Genomic DNA, 17,360 nt, shown 5'->3' on the forward strand with positions numbered 1-17,360 from the left:
TATCGGACGCCGGCCGTTCGCCGTCATTACTACCAGCTCAGGCCGCCTGCGCGACTACCAGCTCAGGCCGCCTGGAGGCCCTCCGCGCGGGCCAGCTCACGCAGCCGGCCGAGCGCCTGGATCTCCAACTGGCGGATGCGCTCCCGGGACAGCGAGAAGCGGGACGCGACCTCGGTCAGCGAGTGCTCCCGCCCGTCCTCCAGGCCGTACCGGGCCCGCATGATCCCGGCGGACCGGTCGTCGAGGTGGTTGAGCAGGCCCTCGATGCGCTGCCGCTCCAGCCCGGTGAGGACGATGTCCTCCGGGGACGGGGCGTCGCTGTCGGCGACCAGGTCACCGAGGTTGGTGTCGCCGTCGTCGCCGACCGGGGTGTCCAGCGACACCGTGTCCTGCGACCAGCGGACCAGCTCGTTGACCCGCTCGACGGTGACGCCGAGGGCGGCTGCGATCTGCTCCGGCTCCGGGTCGCCACCCAGCTCACGGGTGAGCTGCCGGGCCACGTTGCGCATCCGGTTGACGTCCTCGACCAGGTGCACGGGCAGCCGGACGGTGCGTTCCTGCTGCGCGATGGCCCGGCTGATCGCCTGCCGGATCCACCAGGTGGCGTAGGTGGAGAACTTGTAGCCCCGCTCGTAGTCGAACTTCTCGACCGCGCGCACCAGACCGGTGTTGCCCTCCTGGATCAGGTCCAGCATGGGCATCCCGGAGCGCACGTACCGGCGGGCGATCGACACGACCAGCCGCAGGTTGGCCCGGATGAAGAGATCCTTCGCCCGTTCCCCCTCGGCGACCAGCCGCTCCAGGTCGTCCCGGTCGACCCCGGTGGGGACGCGGTCCTCGCCGAGCAGGTGCTCGGCGTAGAGGCCGGCCTCGATCGCCTTGGAGAGATCGACCTCCTTGGCGGCGTCCAGCAGCGGCGTCCGGGAGATCTCGTGAAGGTAGACGCCGACCAGGTCACGCTCCTCGGCGACCTCGTCGGTTCGCATGCCGATGTTCTTGTCCACGGTGTCCACGGTCCCCTCGCTCGCGCCGGTTGCCCGGTTCCTTGCCATCCCCACGTCCATCAACCCTCCCCCGTGCAACGCCCCTGCTGCCCGCCGGTGCTGACACCTGCACAACAGTCGAGACGGGTCGGGGATTCCATGTCGTGAGTCGAAAGTGTCACGAATGCCTGAGTACCAGCTGAAAGCCCGGTCCACGTTTGCTGTCAGCGACCCCGGAGGGCCACCCGTCGGCCGCACGATCGCCGCTGGTCGGCACGCGTGTCGACGGCCGTACGCCGGGCCCCGCATCATTGCGGTTCCCCGGTGAACCGCGACCCTCGTCACCGCCCGGCGGCGACCGCAGTCACTGCCAGATACGGGCCGATGGACCTGTCGGTTCACCTGCGGTCCTGGATTACCCCACGCCCGGAACAACAATCCGTGGCGTGGCCGACGTCCCCCCGACACGGTGTTCTGCGTCACCCCGCAGTGTGGCATCCCGTCGCACCCGCTGGCGGGACAGGTCAGGAGGCGAGCAGGGCGATGGCACCCCGGACCTGGTGCGCGGTCCGGGCCAGCGCGGCGCGGGCCGCGTCGACCTCGGCCCCGGACAGCAGTGCGACGAGGGCCGTCTTCAGGTCGCCGTCGGCCTCGTGCAGGGCCCGTCGGGAGACCTCCTCGGAGCAGCCGGTCGCCTCGATCAGGATGGAGATCATGCGACCCCGCAGCTTGGCGTTGGTGGCCACCATGTCGATCATCAGGTTGGAGTAGACCCGGCCCAGCCGCACCATCACCGCCGTGGAGAAGGTGTTCAGCACCAGCTTCTGTGCGGTGCCCGCCTTCATCCGGGTCGAGCCGGTCACCACCTCCGGGCCGGTGTCGACCCCGATGACCACGTCGACCTCGGCCGCCGCCCGGACCTCCGGATTGGCGCAGAGCAGCACGGTCGAGGCCCCCCGCTGCCGGGCCGCGTCGAGTGCGCCCAGGACGTACGGGGTGCGTCCACTGGCCGCCAGCCCGACCACCACGTCCCCGGCGGTGACACACCCGGCGGCCTCACCGGCACCCCCCGCCGAGTCGTCCTCGGCGTCCTCCACGGCCTGCCACATCGCGTCCGGCCCACCGGCCAGGTGGGCGCAGAACCAGCCGCGCGGGGAGTTGAAGGTGGGGGCCAGTTCGGCGGCGTCGATCACCCCGAGCCGGCCGGAGGTGCCGGCACCGAAGTAGTGCACCCGGTGCCCGGCGCGCAGCGCGGTCACCGCGAGGTCGACGGTCATCGCGATCTCGTCCAGGACGGCGGCCACCGCCGCCGGCACCCGCCGATCGGCGTCGTTGATCACGGTGAGCACGTCCCGGGTCGACATCAGGTCGAGGTCGGTGCTGTGCGGGTTGCGCCGTTCGGTCGGGGCACCGACCCGGACCACCGGCCGCAGGTCGACCATGCCCTCGCCGCCCCGCTTCCCCACCACGTCGTCCGGCCCGACCCGGCCGGCGGTCACGAGCGCCTCCGACTGCCGCCTACCCGGTGTGTTCGCACCGCCTCGGCGGTGACCTCCAGCGCCCGCCGGGCCCGGGTCCGGTTCCGGGCCGCCACCCCGACGAAGAGGCAGTCCACCACGGTGAGCTGGGCGAGCCGGCTGGCCATCGCCCCGGACCGGTACGTCGTCTCGCGGGCGGCGGTGGTGAGGACGAAGTCGGCCCGTTCGGTGATCGGCGAGCGGGGGAAGTTGGTCAGCGCGACGGTGACCGCCCCCCGGGAGCGGGCCTGTTCGAGCACCTCGATCACGTCGGAGGTGGTGCCGCTGTGCGAGATGCCGATCGCCACGTCACCCCTGCCGAGCAGGGCGGCGGAGGTCAGCGCGGTGTGCACGTCGGGGAAGGAGAACGCGATCCGGCCGATGCGGTGCAGCTTCTGCTGGAAGTCCGAGGCGACGAACCCGCTCGCGCCGGCGCCGTAGACCTCGATCCGGCCGGCGCTGACGATCGCCTCGACGACCTGCTCGCAGACGGCCGGGTCGAGTTGCCCGGCGGTCTCCTCGACGGCCCGCGCGTCGTTGAAGGAGATGGTGGCGATGATCTGGGCCAGGTCGGCGCCGGGCGGGATGTCCCCGCCGACCACCCGGGCGTCCGGCGGCTCGATCCGGCGGGCGGCCTCGGCGGCGAGCCGGATCCGCAACTGCGGGTAGCCGTCCATGCCGACGGACCGGCAGAACCGGATGACGGTGGCCTCGGAGGTCTCGGCAGCGGTGGCGAGGTCGGTGATGGTCCGTCGGGCGGCATCGGCCGGGTCGGCGACGACCAGTCGGGCGACCCGCTGCTCGGCGGGGGACAGCGACGGGAGCAGGCCACTGATGTGGACGATCAGTCCACCCGGCTCGTGACTCGCGGAAATCTTCGGACTTTTCGCCACGGATGAAACTTACTTTCATGAGCCGCGAGCGTCAACCACGACCGCGCGGATCCGACAGGAAGTATCCCCCCGGCCCGGGGGCGTACCGGCACAGACTCCCATTTGCGCAGCCTGGCCCACCTCGGCCGGTCCGGTGGAATCGCCTCCGTCTACGGGCGGGACTGTGCGGCGACCGGCTCCCGGGGCCCACCGGCGGCCTCCGGGGCGGACGGCCCGGTGTCGTCCGGGGGATCGTCGACGACCGGTCCCGCCTCCTCCGGCGGCAGCCAGCGCGCCAGGTGTGCCCGGATGCGACGGGAGACCTCGTCGGGCCCGCCGCCGGCGTCGACCACCACGAACCCCGGGTACTCGGGCAGCGACCGGTAGGCCGCGTCGGCGGCGGTCAGCCAGCCCATCGTCTCGTGGTCCTCCCCCCTCCGCTCGATCCGCCGGTACGCCTCGACCGGGTCGACGGCGAGCAGGAAGGTGACCTGCGGTGCGGGGAAGACGCGGTACCCGGCCCGGGCCAGCCGCTCCCACCGCTGCCCCCCGTGCGCCCGGATGCTGGCGTACTGGCAGGCGGAGTAGCGGTCCATCACCGCGGTACGGCCGGTCACCAGGCAACTGAGCAGCGCGGCGGCGATCGCCAGCCAGCGCAGCACGGACTCCACCGCGAGCATCCCGTCCCGGCCCACCAGCAGTTGCGCGTCGGCCCGGCCGAACCGGGCGGCGAGCCGCCCCAGCCAGCGCCGGCCGCCCGCGTTGCGGTGGTAGGTGGCGGGTCGCCCGGCCGCGGTGAGCGCGGCGGCGAGCCGGTACGCCTGGGTGGTCTTGCCCGAGCCGTCGATGCCGATCAGCGCGACGCGCCGCAGTCGGGTCCCACCGTCGATCGCGCGCCGTGATCTGGCCACCCTGCACAGGATATCCGACCGGCGCATCTCCCCCCGTCCGGTTGCTGCCCGTCCGGGGCGCGATGACCGGGACCGGCACGCCGGGCAGGTGTGGGCGGGCGGACAGCCGGGTACGCAACGTCATTTCCCACCGACCATCCACGACGGGAGAGACCAGATGGCCGAGCGCGGGGACGTCAGCCTCCTGCACACCCTCAAGCGGGTCGCCGCCGTGCTCAAGCAGAACGAGATCCCCTTCGCCCTCGGCGGCAGCTTCGCCGTCTACGCCCACGGCGGCCACTCCAGCGAGCACGACGTGGACTTCCTGCTCCCCGAGGAGCACGTCGAACGGGCGCTGGAGGCGCTGACCGACGAGGGCTTCACCGCCGAGCGCCCGCCGGAGGACTGGCTGGTCAAGGTCTACGACGACGGCCGCATGGTCGACCTGATCCACCGGCCGGTGGAGACCCCGGTGACCCACGAGACCCTCGCCGACACCGTGGTCCGCCCGGTCGACGCCATCCACATGCCGGTGCTGTCGGCGACCCGGCTGATGGTGCACAAGCTGCTCAGCTTCTCCCAGCACTACTGCGACTTCGCCCGGGGCCTGCCACTGGCCCGGTCGCTGCGCGAACAGATCGACTGGGAGCGGGTACGCAAGGAGACGCGGCACTCGCCGTACGCCGAAGCGTTCCTGATGCTGCTGGACCGGCTCGACGTCGTCCCGTACGGGGGCACGCCGGTGCCGTACGCCCGCATCCCCGAGGGAAGGGAGACCCCGTGACCGAGCACAGCGCCGGCCCGCCGGACGCCTACGTCGAGGCGGAGATCCAACGGCTGCTGACCGAGGACCCGGACGTCGCCGAGCAGGGCATCACCGTGGTCCACCGGGAAACGGGACTGGTCCTCACCGGCGAGGTGGAGAGCCCGCAGCGCCGGGCGGAGATCCTGCGCCGGGTGGCCGAACGGTTCCCCGACGAGGCGATCACCAGCGACATCGGGGTGATCCGCACCCAGGCGCCGGTGCAGGTCGAGGAGCTGCCGTGAGGAGGACCCGATGATCCGGATCGCCGCGGTCGGTGACGTGCACCTGGACGCCGACGTGCTGGGCCGGTTCCGCCCGGCCCTGGAGGAACTGCCCGACTGCGCCGACGTGCTCCTGCTCGCCGGCGACCTGACCCGGCACGGCACCGAGTCCGAGGCGCGCTGCGTCGCCGAGGAGTTCGGCGGGCTCGGGGTGCCGGTGGTCACCGTGCTGGGCAACCACGACCACCAGTGCGACCAGGTGCCGCAGGTGGTCAAGGTGCTCCAGGACGCCGGGATCACCGTGCTGGAGGGGACCGGCACGGTGCTGGAGTGCCCCGGCGGCCGGCTCGGGGTGGCCGGCGTGAAGGGCTTCGGCGGCGGGTTCGCCGGCCGGTGCGCCAGCGACTTCGGCGAGCCGGAGATGAAGTCCTTCGTCCGGACCAGCAACGAGAGCGCGGCGGCGTTGGGCGAGGCGCTGCGCGGGCTGGACTGCGACCTGCTCGTCGCGCTGACCCACTACGCACCGGTGCCGGACACCCTGGCCGGCGAGCCGCTGGAGATCTACCCGTTCCTCGGGTCGTACCAGCTCGGTCAGGCGATCGACTCGGCGCCGACGGCGCTCGCCCTGCACGGGCACGCGCACGCCGGCAGCGAACGCGGCGTCACCCCGGGCGGCGTACGCGTACGCAACGTCGCCCATCCGGTGATCAAACAGGCGTACAGCATCTTCCACCTGGGTGGTGATCAGATCGACTGAGAACCAGGTTTTCGGAATCGGGACGCCGGGTACTCAGCAGCCATGGAGCTGATTCTCTGGATTCTCGCAGTCGTACTCGTGGTCGCCGGCATCCTCGCGCTGTTCCGCCGGCAGATCCTGTGGGGCATCGTCCTCATCGTGGTCGGCCTTCTGGTCGGCCCGGGTGGTGTCAGCATCTTCAATTGACGCCGGTACCCGCACCTGACCCGCCGGGGTCGTCGCCCCCGGAAGCTCCGTCCTCCCAGACAGGAGCGTCCGGCACCGGCGACCCCGGCGCTGTGCTGTCCGGGGGGCGGCGCGGCGGGGCGGGTTTGGCCAGGCGTACCCGGGAAATATCTCGACCATGGAGACAACCCGGAGCGACAGGCGGGCCGGCACGGCGCGGACCTGGTGGGTGCTGCTCGGCTTCGGCGCGGCCGTCGCGGTCGCCGCCGCGATCGGCGGGTTGGGGGTGTCCGGCACCCGCGACGAGTACGCCTCGCTCCAGCAGCCGGCGTGGGCCCCGCCGGGGTGGTTGTTCGGCCCGGTCTGGACCCTGCTGTACGCGCTGATCGCGGTCGCCGGCTGGCTGGTCTGGCGGCGGGTCGGCTTCGGCCCGGCGCTCGCGGCGTGGACGGTCCAGCTGGTGCTCAACGCGATCTGGACCCCGCTGTTCTTCGGCGCGGGACGCTACGGCCTGGCCTTCGCCGAGATCGTGCTGATGTGGCTGGCGATCGCGGTGACGGTGGCCGCCTTCTGGCGGATCTCCCGGCCGGCGGCGGCCCTGCTGCTGCCCTACTGGGCCTGGGTCACCTTCGCCGCCGCGCTGAACTTCTCGATCTGGCAGCTCAACGGCTGACCGGGCACCGGGCCCGGTGCGGACCCGGTGCCCGCAGGCTCAGCAGCGGGGCACGTTGGGGATGTAGCCGTCGTGGCCGGTGTAGACGTAGGCGTCGGCGACGAAGCGGCCGGAGCCGATCCGGTCCCAGATCGCGCTGGTGCCGAAGGTGCCGGTGACCGTGGTGCCGCTGGTCTGGCAGCCGATGGTGACCTTGGTGCCGTCGGCGACCGTGCCGACCGACGCGTAGCCGGTGCCCGGCCCGGACCGCACGGTCAGCGGGGAGCCGGCCGTGTCGACCGTCCCCGACCCGGTGCTGCTGGAGCAGCCGTTTCCGCTGGTGTACGTCTTGGTGCCCCAGTACAGCGCCAGCGTGCCGTTGAACCGGACCTTGATGTCGTCGCCGTTGAGGCGCTGCTCGTAGTGCAGGTGCGGGCCGGTGGAACCGCCGGTGCTGCCGACCCAGCCGATGACCTTGCCGTAGCCGACCTTCTGCCCGACCGAGACGTTGAAGCCGTTGAGGTGGGCGTAGTAGGTCGTGTAGCCGCCGCCGTGGTCGATCCGGACGTACTTGCCGTAGCTCGTGCCGCCGAGGTCGGTGACCCGGTCGACGGTGCCCGGGGCGCTGGCGACCACCGGGTCGCCGAGGTCGTCGGTGCGGTTGAAGTCCACCGCGTTCGCCGGGCTGTGGTCCGACCGGGTCTGGCCGGACCAGGACTGGTTGCAGGGGAAGGGCACCTTGAACGTGGGCGCGGCCCAGGCCGGGCCGGCCGGGACCAGGGTCCCGGTGACCAGCAGGGCTGCCGCCAGCAGGCTCCACCGTCTGCGCACCGCACACCTCCGATGTCGAGATCCTTCAATACCTTGCCCCGAGGGTGGCAGATATCTCCATCGATTCCAAGCCGGCCCGACCCCTGCCGACCCCTATTCGGTGACCACGGGTGGGAGCGCACCCACCTGCGGTGAGGGGGTTTCGGGATTGTTACCGGGCCGTGTCCGGCAGGGGGTGGACCGATCGGGATGCAAGCGCTTACATGTGGGGACGACTCATCGGACCGGCGTCGGGTTCCCCCACCTGTGGGCGCGCCGGCAAGGAAGGAGAACGGCATGGCGTTTGCCAGATCACGCCAGGCTCTCGCGATCGCCGGCGTGCTGGGGCTGGCGCTCGGCGCCGCCGCCTGTGGCACCGGCAACGACAAGAAGAGCAGCAACGCGGGTTCGGCCGAATGCGCCGCATACGAGAAGTACGGTGACAACGACGGCAAGAAGGTCACGATCTACTCGTCGATCCGGGACATCGAGGCCGACCGGCTGGCCCAGTCCTGGAAGCAGTTCGAGGACTGCACCGGCATCGAGATCGACCACGAGGGCTCCGGCGAGTTCGAGGCCCAGCTCCCCGTCCGGGTGCAGGGCGGCAACGCGCCCGACCTGGCCTTCATCCCGCAGCCGGGCCTGGTCAAGCGGTTCGTCGACGGCGGCAACCTCAAGCCCGTCTCCGCCGCCACCAAGACCGAGGCCGAGGCGAACTTCTCCCCCGACTGGCTGAAGTACACCACCATCAACGGCCAGTTCTACGGTGCCCCGCTGGGCTCGAACGTCAAGTCGTTCGTCTGGTACTCGCCGAAGACCTTCAAGGAGAAGGGCTGGACGGTCCCCACCACCTGGGACGAGCTGATCAAGCTCTCCGACACGATCGCGGCCAGCGGCACCAAGCCGTGGTGCGCCGGGATCGAGTCCGGTGACGCCACCGGCTGGCCGGCCACCGACTGGATCGAGGACGTGCTGCTGCGTACGGCCGGGCCCGAGGTCTACGACCAGTGGACCACCCACGGCATCCCGTTCAACGACCCGCAGGTCGCCGACGCCCTCAACCGGGCCGGCACCATCCTCAAGAACGACAAGTACGTCAACGGCGGCTTCGGCGGCGTGAAGAGCATCGCCACCACCTCCTTCCAGGAGGCCGGCGTGCCGATCACCACCGGCAAGTGCGCCCTGCACCGGCAGGCGTCCTTCTACGCCAACCAGTGGCCCGAGGGCACCAAGGTGGCCGAGGACGGCGACGTCTTCGCGTTCTACTTCCCGTCGATCGACCCGGCCAAGGGCAAGCCGGTGCTGGGTGGCGGCGAGTTCGTCGCGGCCTTCACCGACCGCCCCGAGGTCCAGGCGGTGCAGACCTACCTCGCCTCCGGCGAGTACGCCAACAGCCGCGCCAAGATCGGTGACTGGGTGTCGGCGAACAAGAAGCTCGACCTGGCCAACGTCCCGAACCCGGTCGACAAGCTCTCCGTGGGCATCCTCCAGGACCCGAAGACCGTCTTCCGCTTCGACGGCTCCGACCTGATGCCGGCCGCGGTCGGCAACGGCACCTTCTGGAAGGGCATGGTCGAGTGGATCAACGGCAAGGACACCACCACGGTGCTGAACGGCATCGAGAACAGCTGGAAGTGATCTGAGACGGGTGGCCCGGTCCGCACGGTGCGGACCGGGCCACCCGTCGGACACGAACCCTTGAGAGGGAGGGTCGATGGAGTTCGACTTCGCTGAGGAGCAACCGAAGTTCCTCATGCTGATGTACGGGCTGATCGCTTTCGTCGCGGTGGTGGGCGGTCTGCTCCTGCTCCTCGACGTGGTGCCGGCCTGGTTCGCCCGCCGTCGGGAGGCGCAGCTGATCGCCGCCTCGACCGGTGGCGGCCCCCTGCCCCGCCGACGCAAGCCGAGGGAGGGCCTGTTCGCGCTCTTCTTCCTGCTGCCGACGCTGCTGCTGCTCTCCGTCGGGCTGGTGGTGCCGGCGCTGCGGACCGTGCTGCTCTCCTTCATGGACGCCGGCAGCGACAACTGGGTGGGGCTGCGCAACTACGGCTGGATGTTCTCCGAGGACTCGATCGTCCGGGTGCTGCTCAACACCCTGATCTGGGTGCTGCTGGTGCCCCTGGTGGCCACCACGTTCGGCCTGCTCTACGCCGTGATGGTGGACAAGGCCCGGTTCGAGTCCATCGCCAAGTCACTGATCTTCCTGCCGATGGCGATCTCGTTCGTCGGGGCCAGCATCATCTGGAAGTTCGTCTACGCCTACCGCAGCGAGGAGCAGGACCAGATCGGCCTGCTCAACCAGATCGTGGTCAGCCTCGGCGGCGAACCACGGCAGTGGCTGCTCGACTCACCGCTGAACACCTTCCTGCTCATCGTGATCATGGTGTGGATCCAGGCCGGCTTCGCCATGGTGGTGCTCTCCGCGGCGATCAAGGCGATCCCGGCGGACATCGTCGAGGCGGCCCGCCTCGACGGGGTCACCCCGTGGCAGATGTTCTGGCAGATCACCATGCCGAGCATCCGGCCCGCGCTGATCGTGGTCGTGGTGACCCTGTCGATCGCCACGCTGAAGGTCTTCGACATCGTCCGGACCGCCACCAACGGCAACTACGACACCAGCGTGATCGCCAACGAGATGTACAACCAGGCGTTCCGGTACGGCGAGAACGGGCAGGGCTCCGCCCTGGCGGTCTTCCTCTTCATCCTGGTGATCCCGATCGTGATCTACCAGATCCGCAACCTGCGTCAACAGCGGGAGGGCTGAGATGACCACCGCCACGCCCACCGTCGGAGCCGGGGCCCAGGCCACCGGGAAGCCGACGAGCGCCGCCGGCCGGGTCCGTAGCCGGCTCAACAGCCGTACGGCCACCCTGGTCTCGATCGTCATCGCGCTGCTCTGGACGATCCCGACGTTCGGCCTGTTCGTCTCCTCGTTCCGGCCCGAGGCCGAAATCAAGTCCACCGGGTGGTGGACGTTCTTCACCGACCCGCAGTTCACTCTGGAGAACTACCAGGACGTCCTGTTCGGCTCCTCCTCCTCGTCGGGGCAGCTGGCCAGCTACTTCATCAACTCGCTGGCCATCACCATCCCGTCGGTGCTCTTCCCGCTGGCGTTCGCCTCGCTCGCCGCGTACGCGCTGGCCTGGATCAACTTCCGGGGACGGGACTGGCTCTACATCGCGATCTTCGCAATGCAGATCGTGCCGTTGCAGATGGCCCTGGTGCCGCTGCTGAAGTTCTTCTCCACCGGGGTCACCGTGGCCGGCATCCAACTGCTGCCGGCCTGGGACCTGGTGGACGAGCAGAAGTTCGCCCAGGTGTGGTTCGCGCACACCTGCTTCGCCCTGCCCTTCGCGGTGTTCCTGCTGCACAACTTCATCTCCCAGCTCCCCCGGGACCTGATGGAGGCGGCGCGGGTCGACGGGGCCACCCACCCCAAGATCTTCCGCACCATCGTGCTGCCGCTGATCACCCCGGCGCTGGCGGCGTTCGGCATCTTCCAGTTCCTCTGGGTCTGGAACGACCTGCTGGTCGCGCTGATCTTCGCCGGCGGCGGCAACGAGACCGCCCCGCTCACCGTGCGCCTGGCCGAGATGGCCGGCACCCGGGGCAACGAGTGGCAGCGGCTCACCGCCGGCGCGTTCGTCTCGATCGTCGTACCGCTGGTGGTGTTCCTGTCGTTGCAGCGCTTCTTCGTGCGCGGCCTGCTCGCCGGGAGCGTCAAGGGTTGACGGCCGTCCGTCGCCGCCCGGCAGCACCGGGCGGCGACGGGGGCCGGCGCGGAGCGGGGGAACGACAGCGTGACGAGGATCGACGACGTGGCCCGGCTGGCCGGGGTCTCGACGGCCACGGTCTCCCGGGCGTTACGCGGCCTGCCGACGGTGTCGGCCGCGACCCGCCGCCGGGTGCTCGCCGCCGCCGAACAGCTCCAGTACGCGGTCTCGCCGAGCGCCTCCCGGCTGGCCGGCGGCCGGACCGGCACCGTCGCCGTGGTGGTGCCCCGGATCACCAGGTGGTTCTTCGGCACCGTCGTCGAGGCGGTCGAGGAGTTCCTCCACCACGCCGGCTACGACCTGCTGCTCTACAACCTCGGCGGGCGCGAGCAGGTGCGGCAACGGGTGCTGCGCACCGCCAACCTGCACAAGCGGGTGGACGCGATCATGCTGGTCGCCACCCCGCTGCGACCGGCCGACCTGACCGCCCTGGCCGAACTGGACCTGCCCGGCATCACGATCAGCTCGGGCAGCACCGTCCCCGGCTGGCCCTGCGTGCGGATCGACGACGTGGCGGCGGCCCGGACGGCCACCCGGCACCTGCTCGACCTGGGCCACCGGCGGATCGCCCACATCTCCGGCGACCCCGACGACGAGCTGGCCTTCACCACCCACACCGACCGCCGCCGGGGCTACCAGGAGGCGCTGCGCCGCGCCGGGCTGCACCCCGACCCCCGGCTCGACATGGAGTCGCAGTTCACCATCGACGGCGGCAACCGGGCCACCGTCGAACTGCTGGCCCGGGGCGAACCACCGACGGCGATCTTCGCCGCCTGCGACGAGATCGCGATGGGCGCGATGACCGCGCTGCGCGACGCCGGGCTGCGGGTCCCGCAGGACGTCAGCGTGATCGGCGTGGACGACCACGACCTGTCCGCCGTGCTCGGGTTGACCACCATCGCCCAACCCGCCGCCGAGCAGGGCCGGCTCGCCGCCCGGATGCTGCTCGACCCGCTGGGTGCCGCTGCCGTCGAGGCGGACGCCGACCGGGTGCCGGCCCCGCGCGGGCCCGGCGCGCACGCCCCCGCGCCGCGCCCGCCGGTGATCCTGCCCACTCGCCTGGTGGTACGGGAATCGACAGCCCCGCCCCGGGCAAACTGAACGGACTCGACCGCACGGCCCGACCGGCTCGACACAGGGAGAAGGCTCTGAACACCGACGCGAGGCAGCAGGAACAGTCCGTGGGCGTGGCACCCGGATGGTGGACCGAGGCCGTCATCTACCAGATCTATCCGCGTTCCTTCGCCGACTCCGACGGGGACGGCATCGGTGACCTGCCCGGCATCACCGCCCGACTCGGGCACCTGGCCGAGTTGGGTGTCGACGCCGTCTGGCTGTCCCCGTTCTACCCGTCGCCGCAGGCCGACGCGGGCTACGACGTCGCCGACTACCGCGACGTCGACCCCCTGTTCGGCAGCCTGGCCGACGCCGACAGGTTGATCGCCGAGGCCCGCGCGAAGGGCCTCAAGGTCATCGTCGACCTGGTGCCCAACCACACCTCGTCGGCGCACCTGTGGTTCCGGGCCGCCGTCGCCGCCGCCCCCGGCAGCCCCGAGCGGGCCCGGTACATCTTCCGCGACGGCCTCGGCCCGGACGGTGCCGAGCCGCCCAACGACTGGCAGAGCGTCTTCGGCGGCCCCGCCTGGACCCGGCTCGTCGAGCCCGACGGCCGGCCCGGCCAGTGGTACCTGCACCTGTTCGACACCGCCCAGCCGGACCTCAACTGGGACAACCCGGAGATCCGCGCCGAGTTCCTCGACGTACTCCGGTTCTGGCTGGACCGGGGCGTCGACGGTTTCCGGGTGGACGTGGCGCACGGCCTGATCAAGCAGGCCGACCTGGCCAACTGGGAGGAACCGCAGGAGATCCTCTCCGGCAACGAGGCGGACAAGCCGCGCCCGCCGATGTGGGACCAGGACGGCGTCCACGAGATCTACCGCGAGTGGCGGCGGGTGCTGGACTCCTACGACGGCGACCGGATCCTCGTCGCCGAGGCGTGGGTGGAGCCGGCCGAACGGATCGCCCGCTACGTCCGCCCCGACGAGATGCACCAGGCGTTCAACTTCGAGTACCTGCTCGCCGCCTGGACGGCCCCCGCCCAGTACGCGGTGATCACCCGTTCGCTGGAGGCCACCGACGCGGTCGGGGCGCCCACCACCTGGGTGCTGTCCAACCACGACGTCATCCGGCACGCCTCCCGGATGGGGTTGTCCGCCACGGGCGGGCGACCCAACGGCATCGGTATCGGCGACCCCCAGCCGGACGCCGCGCTGGGCCTGCGCCGGGGTCGGGCGGCCACCCTGCTGATGCTGGCCCTGCCCGGCTCGGCCTACCTGTACCAGGGCGAGGAGTTGGGGCTGCCGGAGCACACCACGCTGCCCGACGAGTCCCGGCAGGACCCGACCTGGGAGCGCAGCGGCCACACCCAACGCGGTCGGGACGGCTGCCGGGTGCCGATCCCGTGGGAGGCCGACGCCCCGTCGTACGGCTTCGGCCCGACCGACGCCAGTTGGCTGCCGCAGCCGCCGCTGTGGGCCGAGTACGCCCTGGACCGGCAGCAGGGGGTGCCCGGCTCGACGTACGAGACGTACCGGACCGCGTTGCGGCTGCGCCGCGAGCACGCCCTCGGCCGGGGGACGCTGGCGTGGCTCTCCTCCGGCGACGAGGTGCTGAGCTTCCGCAACGGCGGGCTGACCGTGCTGACCAACTTCGGTGCGACCGCCGTGCCGCCGCCGGCCGGGGAACTGCTGCACAGCAGCGCGCCGTTGGACGCCGACGGCCGGGTCCCCACCGACGTGACGGTCTGGGTCCGTCACTGACCTCCCTCCGGCCCCGGCCCCGGCGCTCAGCCGGTCCGGGGCCGGACTTCGCGGCCAGCCCGGGGCGCGGCCGGGACCAGCAGGTCAGCGGCGGTCGGCGCGATCGTGCAGCAGGTCGCCCACGGCGGCGATGTCACCCGGCGACGTACGGGAGGCCAGCCAGTACATCAGCCCGGTGGGGATGAAGAAGAGCTGGAACGCGGCCAGCCCGACGGCGTAGTTCAGCGGCGGCGGGAAGGCCGCCCGCAGCGCGTGGAAGGCCGCGCCGACCAGCCCGTTGCCGGCGGCCCGGCCCACCCCGTTGACCAGGTTGCCCAGGCTGTAGACGGTGCCCCGGTGCTCCGGCGGGTTGACGTCGGCGATCAGGGCGAACCAGTTCGGCGAGTTCGCCGAGGTCAACGCCAACGCGACGACGGCGGTGAGCAGGCTCAGCCCGACCGTCGGCTCGGTCACCACGCTGGCCAGCACGGCACCCACCACCGCGCCGGTGCCGCCGCCGTCGGGCACGTCGATCCGGATCGGCACGAAGAACAACACCAGGTAGAACGGCAGCGCCGCGAGCACGCCGACCGCCGCGACCAGGGCCCGCCCCCGGGGGGTACGCCGTTGCAGCGCGTCCCCGGCCAGCCCGCCGACGATGGAGAACACCCCGCCGAGCTGGAACAGGGTGGCGAAGACACTGCCCACCACGACCGCCGTCGCCGTCGAGTAGCCCTGCCCCTGCGCCCGCTCGGCGAACAGCACCGGCAGCCACACCAGCGAACCGAACGCCGCCTGCGCGGTGAGGCCCTGCAGGATCAGCCACCGGTTGGTCCGCCGGCCCAGAATGCGCGGCAGGTCGGAACGGGTGATCCGGTAGTCGTACTCGACGCCGGCGTCGATCGCCGCGGCCAGTTCCGGTTCGCTCTGCCCGCGCCGGATGTCGTAGGTCAGCAGGTAGGCCACCGTGGCGGCCAGGCCGACCACGGTGAGCAGCAGGAACGGGCGTCGCCAGTCGGTCGCGCCGAGCAGCCCGCCGGTGAGCGTGCCGGCCAGGGTGCCGACCCCCTGGGACAACCCCCAGAAGCTCATCACCAGGCCCCGGCGGCGCGGGGAGATCAGGTCGGTGACCACGGAGAACCCGACCGAGCCGACCGCACCCAACCCGACCGCGGCGACCAGCTGTGCGGCGAGGAACGTCGGGAAGCCGGTGGCGAACGCGCTGCCACCGGTGCCGGCCGCCCAGACCAGCGTGCCGACCATCAGCAGCGGCTTGCGGTTGGTCCGGTCGCCGACGTACGCCCAGACCACCGCCGCGACCGCGCTGACCAGGAAGCTCACCGCCGTGACCAGGCCGAGCATCCGCTGCGGCACGCCCAGCGCCCCGGAGATCGGCCCGTACAGCGGGGGCACCAGGCCGATCGCCACGTTGTCCAGGGAGGCGAGCACCACGAACACCACGACGCTGTAGAGGCGGTGCGCCGCGTTCCCGCGCCGGGAGATCCTGCTGCCGGTCATGTCCGGCAGCCAACCAGGTACGCCTCCCGGCCCGACGGGCACCCCCACCGGACCGGCCCACGCAGGGCGGGACCGGTCGTCGGCCGGTGACCGGCCCCCGTGCGCCGGTCACCTGTCGACGTCGTCCGGTCCGGTGGGTCACTCCCCGGGCACGGCCACCCGGTCGAGGGTGTGGTCGCGGGCCTCGGCGTACCGCCGGCGGATGGCGGGGACGGGCTCCGCCGCGTACTCCTCGGTGTCCTTCGGCTCCCAGGTGGGCGGCGTCGCGCCACCCAGGGCGACCCAGGCGGCCTGGCGGGCCGCACCGTCGGCGACGTACTCCCCCGGCGGGGGCACCACCACGGGACGGCCGAAGACCTGCGGCGCGATCCGGCGGACGGCCGCCGAACGCGCCCCGCCGCCGACCAGGATCACCCGCTCGACCGTCGCGCCCTGGGCGACCAGCGCGTCGAGGCCGTCGGCCAGCGCGCAGAGCATCCCCTCCACCGCCGCCCGGGCCAGGTGCGCCGGGGTGGCGGTGCGCAGGGTGAGGCCGTGCACCGAGCCGGTGGCGGTGGGGCGGTCCGGGGTCCGCTCCCCCTCCAGGTAGGGCACCATGACCAGGCCGTCGGCACCGGGCGGGGCGCTCAACGCCAGCTCGGACAGCGTGTCGAGGTCGACGCCGAGCAGCGTCGCCGCCGAGTCGAGCACCCGGGCCGCGTTGAGCGTGCAGACCAGCGGCAGGAACCGGCCGGTCGCGTCGGCGAACCCGGCCACCGCGCCACCGGCGTCGGCGGCCGGCGTGTCCGCCACCGCGAACACCGTGCCCGAGGTGCCGATCGAGACGACCACGTCGCCCGGACCGGCACCCACGCCCAGCGCGGCGGCGGCATTGTCCCCGGTGCCGGGACCGAGCAGGACGTCCCCGCCCGGCACCGCCCGGCCGTCCCCGAGCACGGCCGGGTCGAGCACGCCGGCCTGCGCGGCGGGACCGAGCACCGTGGGCACCTCGACGACCCGGCCGAACGCCTTTTCCAGCAGGTCGGGGCGGTACTGCCCGGTCACCGGCGACCAGTAGCCGGTGCCGCTGGCGTCACCCCGGTCGGTGCGCAGCGCCGCCAGGCCGGGGGCACCCGCCAACCGCCAGGTCAGCCAGTCGTGCGGCAGGCAGACGGCGGCGACCCGGGCGGCCCGCTCCGGCTCGTGCCGGGCCAGCCAGCGCAGCTTGGTGGCGGTGAAGCTGGCCACCGGGACCAGCCCCACCGCGTCGGCCCAGAACCGGCGGCCGGTCTCCCCGCCACCGGCCTCGGCGATCAGGTCCCGGGCCGCGTCGGCGGACCGGGTGTCGTTCCACAGCAGCGCCGGCCGGACGACCTCGCCCGTCTCGTCGAGGCAGACCATGCCGTGCTGCTGACCGGCGACCGACACGGCCGCCACGTCGGCCAGCCCACCGGCCGCCTCGACGGCGGCCAGCAGGGCATCCCACCAGGCCCGTGGGTCGACCTCGGTGCCGTCCGGGTGCGGCGCACGGCCCTCGCGGACCAGCGCGCCGGTCTCCGCGTCCCGGACGACCACCTTGCAGGACTGGGTGGACGAGTCCACCCCGGCGACGAGCGGCAT

At 72.1% G+C, this 17,360-nt stretch carries 16 protein-coding genes and 1 pseudogene; 10 read left to right on the forward strand and 7 right to left on the reverse strand.

Translation table 11 applies throughout. From position 1 onward, the window contains the following. Nucleotides 1-62: 62 nt before the first annotated feature. The 4 genes from Q2K16_RS14085 to Q2K16_RS14100 all read right to left on the reverse strand — a co-directional run bounded on the left by Q2K16_RS14085 (nucleotide 63) and on the right by Q2K16_RS14100 (nucleotide 4,283). Nucleotides 63-1,052: a sigma-70 family RNA polymerase sigma factor gene (locus Q2K16_RS14085; RefSeq protein ID WP_302745916.1), complete on the reverse strand. Its 990-nt coding sequence runs from the start codon at nucleotides 1,050-1,052 to the stop codon at nucleotides 63-65. A gap of 455 nt (nucleotides 1,053-1,507) precedes the next feature. Further along, on the reverse strand, nucleotides 1,508-2,482 hold the full coding sequence (murQ, locus tag Q2K16_RS14090) for an N-acetylmuramic acid 6-phosphate etherase (protein WP_489671885.1): 975 nt from the start codon (nucleotides 2,480-2,482) through the stop codon (nucleotides 1,508-1,510). Beyond that, the gene (locus tag Q2K16_RS14095) at nucleotides 2,479-3,393 is read right to left on the reverse strand and encodes a MurR/RpiR family transcriptional regulator (protein ID WP_302745918.1); all 915 of its coding nucleotides are present in this window, start codon (nucleotides 3,391-3,393) and stop codon (nucleotides 2,479-2,481) included. The genes murQ and Q2K16_RS14095 overlap by 4 nt, the downstream gene beginning before the upstream one ends. A 149-nt stretch (nucleotides 3,394-3,542) precedes the next feature. Beyond that, entirely contained in the window at nucleotides 3,543-4,283 is a 741-nt protein-coding gene (locus tag Q2K16_RS14100; protein WP_302745919.1) for a dTMP kinase, read from the reverse strand. Nucleotides 4,284-4,440: 157 nt separating this feature from the next. On the opposite strand from Q2K16_RS14100, the gene Q2K16_RS14105 reads away from it, so the two are divergent. From Q2K16_RS14105 to Q2K16_RS14125, 5 genes and pseudogenes are all read left to right on the forward strand, one after another. Next, entirely contained in the window at nucleotides 4,441-5,046 is a 606-nt protein-coding gene (locus Q2K16_RS14105; RefSeq protein WP_302745920.1) for a nucleotidyltransferase, read from the forward strand. Further along, complete coding sequence (locus Q2K16_RS14110; protein ID WP_088642728.1) at nucleotides 5,043-5,309, forward strand: hypothetical protein; 267 nt, start codon at nucleotides 5,043-5,045, stop codon at nucleotides 5,307-5,309. Before Q2K16_RS14105 ends, Q2K16_RS14110 begins: the two co-directional genes overlap by 4 nt. Before the next feature lie 10 nt (nucleotides 5,310-5,319). After that, nucleotides 5,320-6,097: pseudogene (locus Q2K16_RS14115) on the forward strand (metallophosphoesterase family protein). Further along, the gene (locus Q2K16_RS14120) at nucleotides 6,088-6,231 is read left to right on the forward strand and encodes a GPGG-motif small membrane protein (RefSeq protein WP_007464364.1); all 144 of its coding nucleotides are present in this window, start codon (nucleotides 6,088-6,090) and stop codon (nucleotides 6,229-6,231) included. Before Q2K16_RS14115 ends, Q2K16_RS14120 begins: the two are co-directional and overlap by 10 nt. Before the next feature lie 157 nt (nucleotides 6,232-6,388). Next, nucleotides 6,389-6,883, forward strand: coding sequence for a TspO/MBR family protein (locus Q2K16_RS14125; RefSeq protein WP_302745924.1), 495 nt, complete (start codon nucleotides 6,389-6,391; stop codon nucleotides 6,881-6,883). A 39-nt stretch (nucleotides 6,884-6,922) separates the two neighbouring features. Here Q2K16_RS14125 and Q2K16_RS14130 read toward each other — a convergent pair whose 3' ends face one another. Continuing rightward, nucleotides 6,923-7,693 (reverse strand): peptidoglycan DD-metalloendopeptidase family protein, encoded by a 771-nt coding sequence (locus Q2K16_RS14130; RefSeq protein WP_302745925.1) that lies wholly within the window; start codon nucleotides 7,691-7,693, stop codon nucleotides 6,923-6,925. Between the two features lie 276 nt (nucleotides 7,694-7,969). Between Q2K16_RS14130 and Q2K16_RS14135 the strand changes: the two genes are divergently transcribed. The 5 genes from Q2K16_RS14135 (at nucleotide 7,970) to Q2K16_RS14155 (ending at nucleotide 14,264) form a co-directional block, all read left to right on the forward strand. Further along, nucleotides 7,970-9,310: an ABC transporter substrate-binding protein gene (locus tag Q2K16_RS14135; protein WP_302745927.1), complete on the forward strand. Its 1,341-nt coding sequence runs from the start codon at nucleotides 7,970-7,972 to the stop codon at nucleotides 9,308-9,310. 76 nt (nucleotides 9,311-9,386) lie between these two features. Next, nucleotides 9,387-10,436 (forward strand): carbohydrate ABC transporter permease, encoded by a 1,050-nt coding sequence (locus tag Q2K16_RS14140; RefSeq protein ID WP_145921410.1) that lies wholly within the window; start codon nucleotides 9,387-9,389, stop codon nucleotides 10,434-10,436. Nucleotide 10,437: 1 nt separating this feature from the next. Then, nucleotides 10,438-11,403, forward strand: a complete 966-nt coding sequence (locus tag Q2K16_RS14145; protein WP_302745929.1) for a carbohydrate ABC transporter permease — start codon at nucleotides 10,438-10,440, stop codon at nucleotides 11,401-11,403. A 69-nt stretch (nucleotides 11,404-11,472) separates the two neighbouring features. Beyond that, nucleotides 11,473-12,546: a LacI family DNA-binding transcriptional regulator gene (locus tag Q2K16_RS14150; RefSeq protein ID WP_302745930.1), complete on the forward strand. Its 1,074-nt coding sequence runs from the start codon at nucleotides 11,473-11,475 to the stop codon at nucleotides 12,544-12,546. 47 nt (nucleotides 12,547-12,593) lie between these two features. Beyond that, the gene (locus Q2K16_RS14155; RefSeq protein ID WP_489671917.1) at nucleotides 12,594-14,264 is read left to right on the forward strand and encodes a glycoside hydrolase family 13 protein; all 1,671 of its coding nucleotides are present in this window, start codon (nucleotides 12,594-12,596) and stop codon (nucleotides 14,262-14,264) included. Between the two features lie 84 nt (nucleotides 14,265-14,348). Here the strand turns inward: Q2K16_RS14155 and Q2K16_RS14160 are convergent, their stop codons facing one another. Together Q2K16_RS14160 and xylB are read right to left on the reverse strand one after the other, a co-directional pair. Next, complete coding sequence (locus tag Q2K16_RS14160) at nucleotides 14,349-15,761, reverse strand: MFS transporter (protein ID WP_302745931.1); 1,413 nt, start codon at nucleotides 15,759-15,761, stop codon at nucleotides 14,349-14,351. A gap of 138 nt (nucleotides 15,762-15,899) precedes the next feature. Next, nucleotides 15,900-17,360 (reverse strand): xylulokinase, encoded by a 1,461-nt coding sequence (gene xylB, locus Q2K16_RS14165; protein WP_302745933.1) that lies wholly within the window; start codon nucleotides 17,358-17,360, stop codon nucleotides 15,900-15,902.

It is taken from the genome of Micromonospora cynarisoli, assembly GCF_030518815.1.
Classification (GTDB): Bacteria; Actinomycetota; Actinomycetes; order Mycobacteriales; family Micromonosporaceae; genus Micromonospora; species Micromonospora wenchangensis.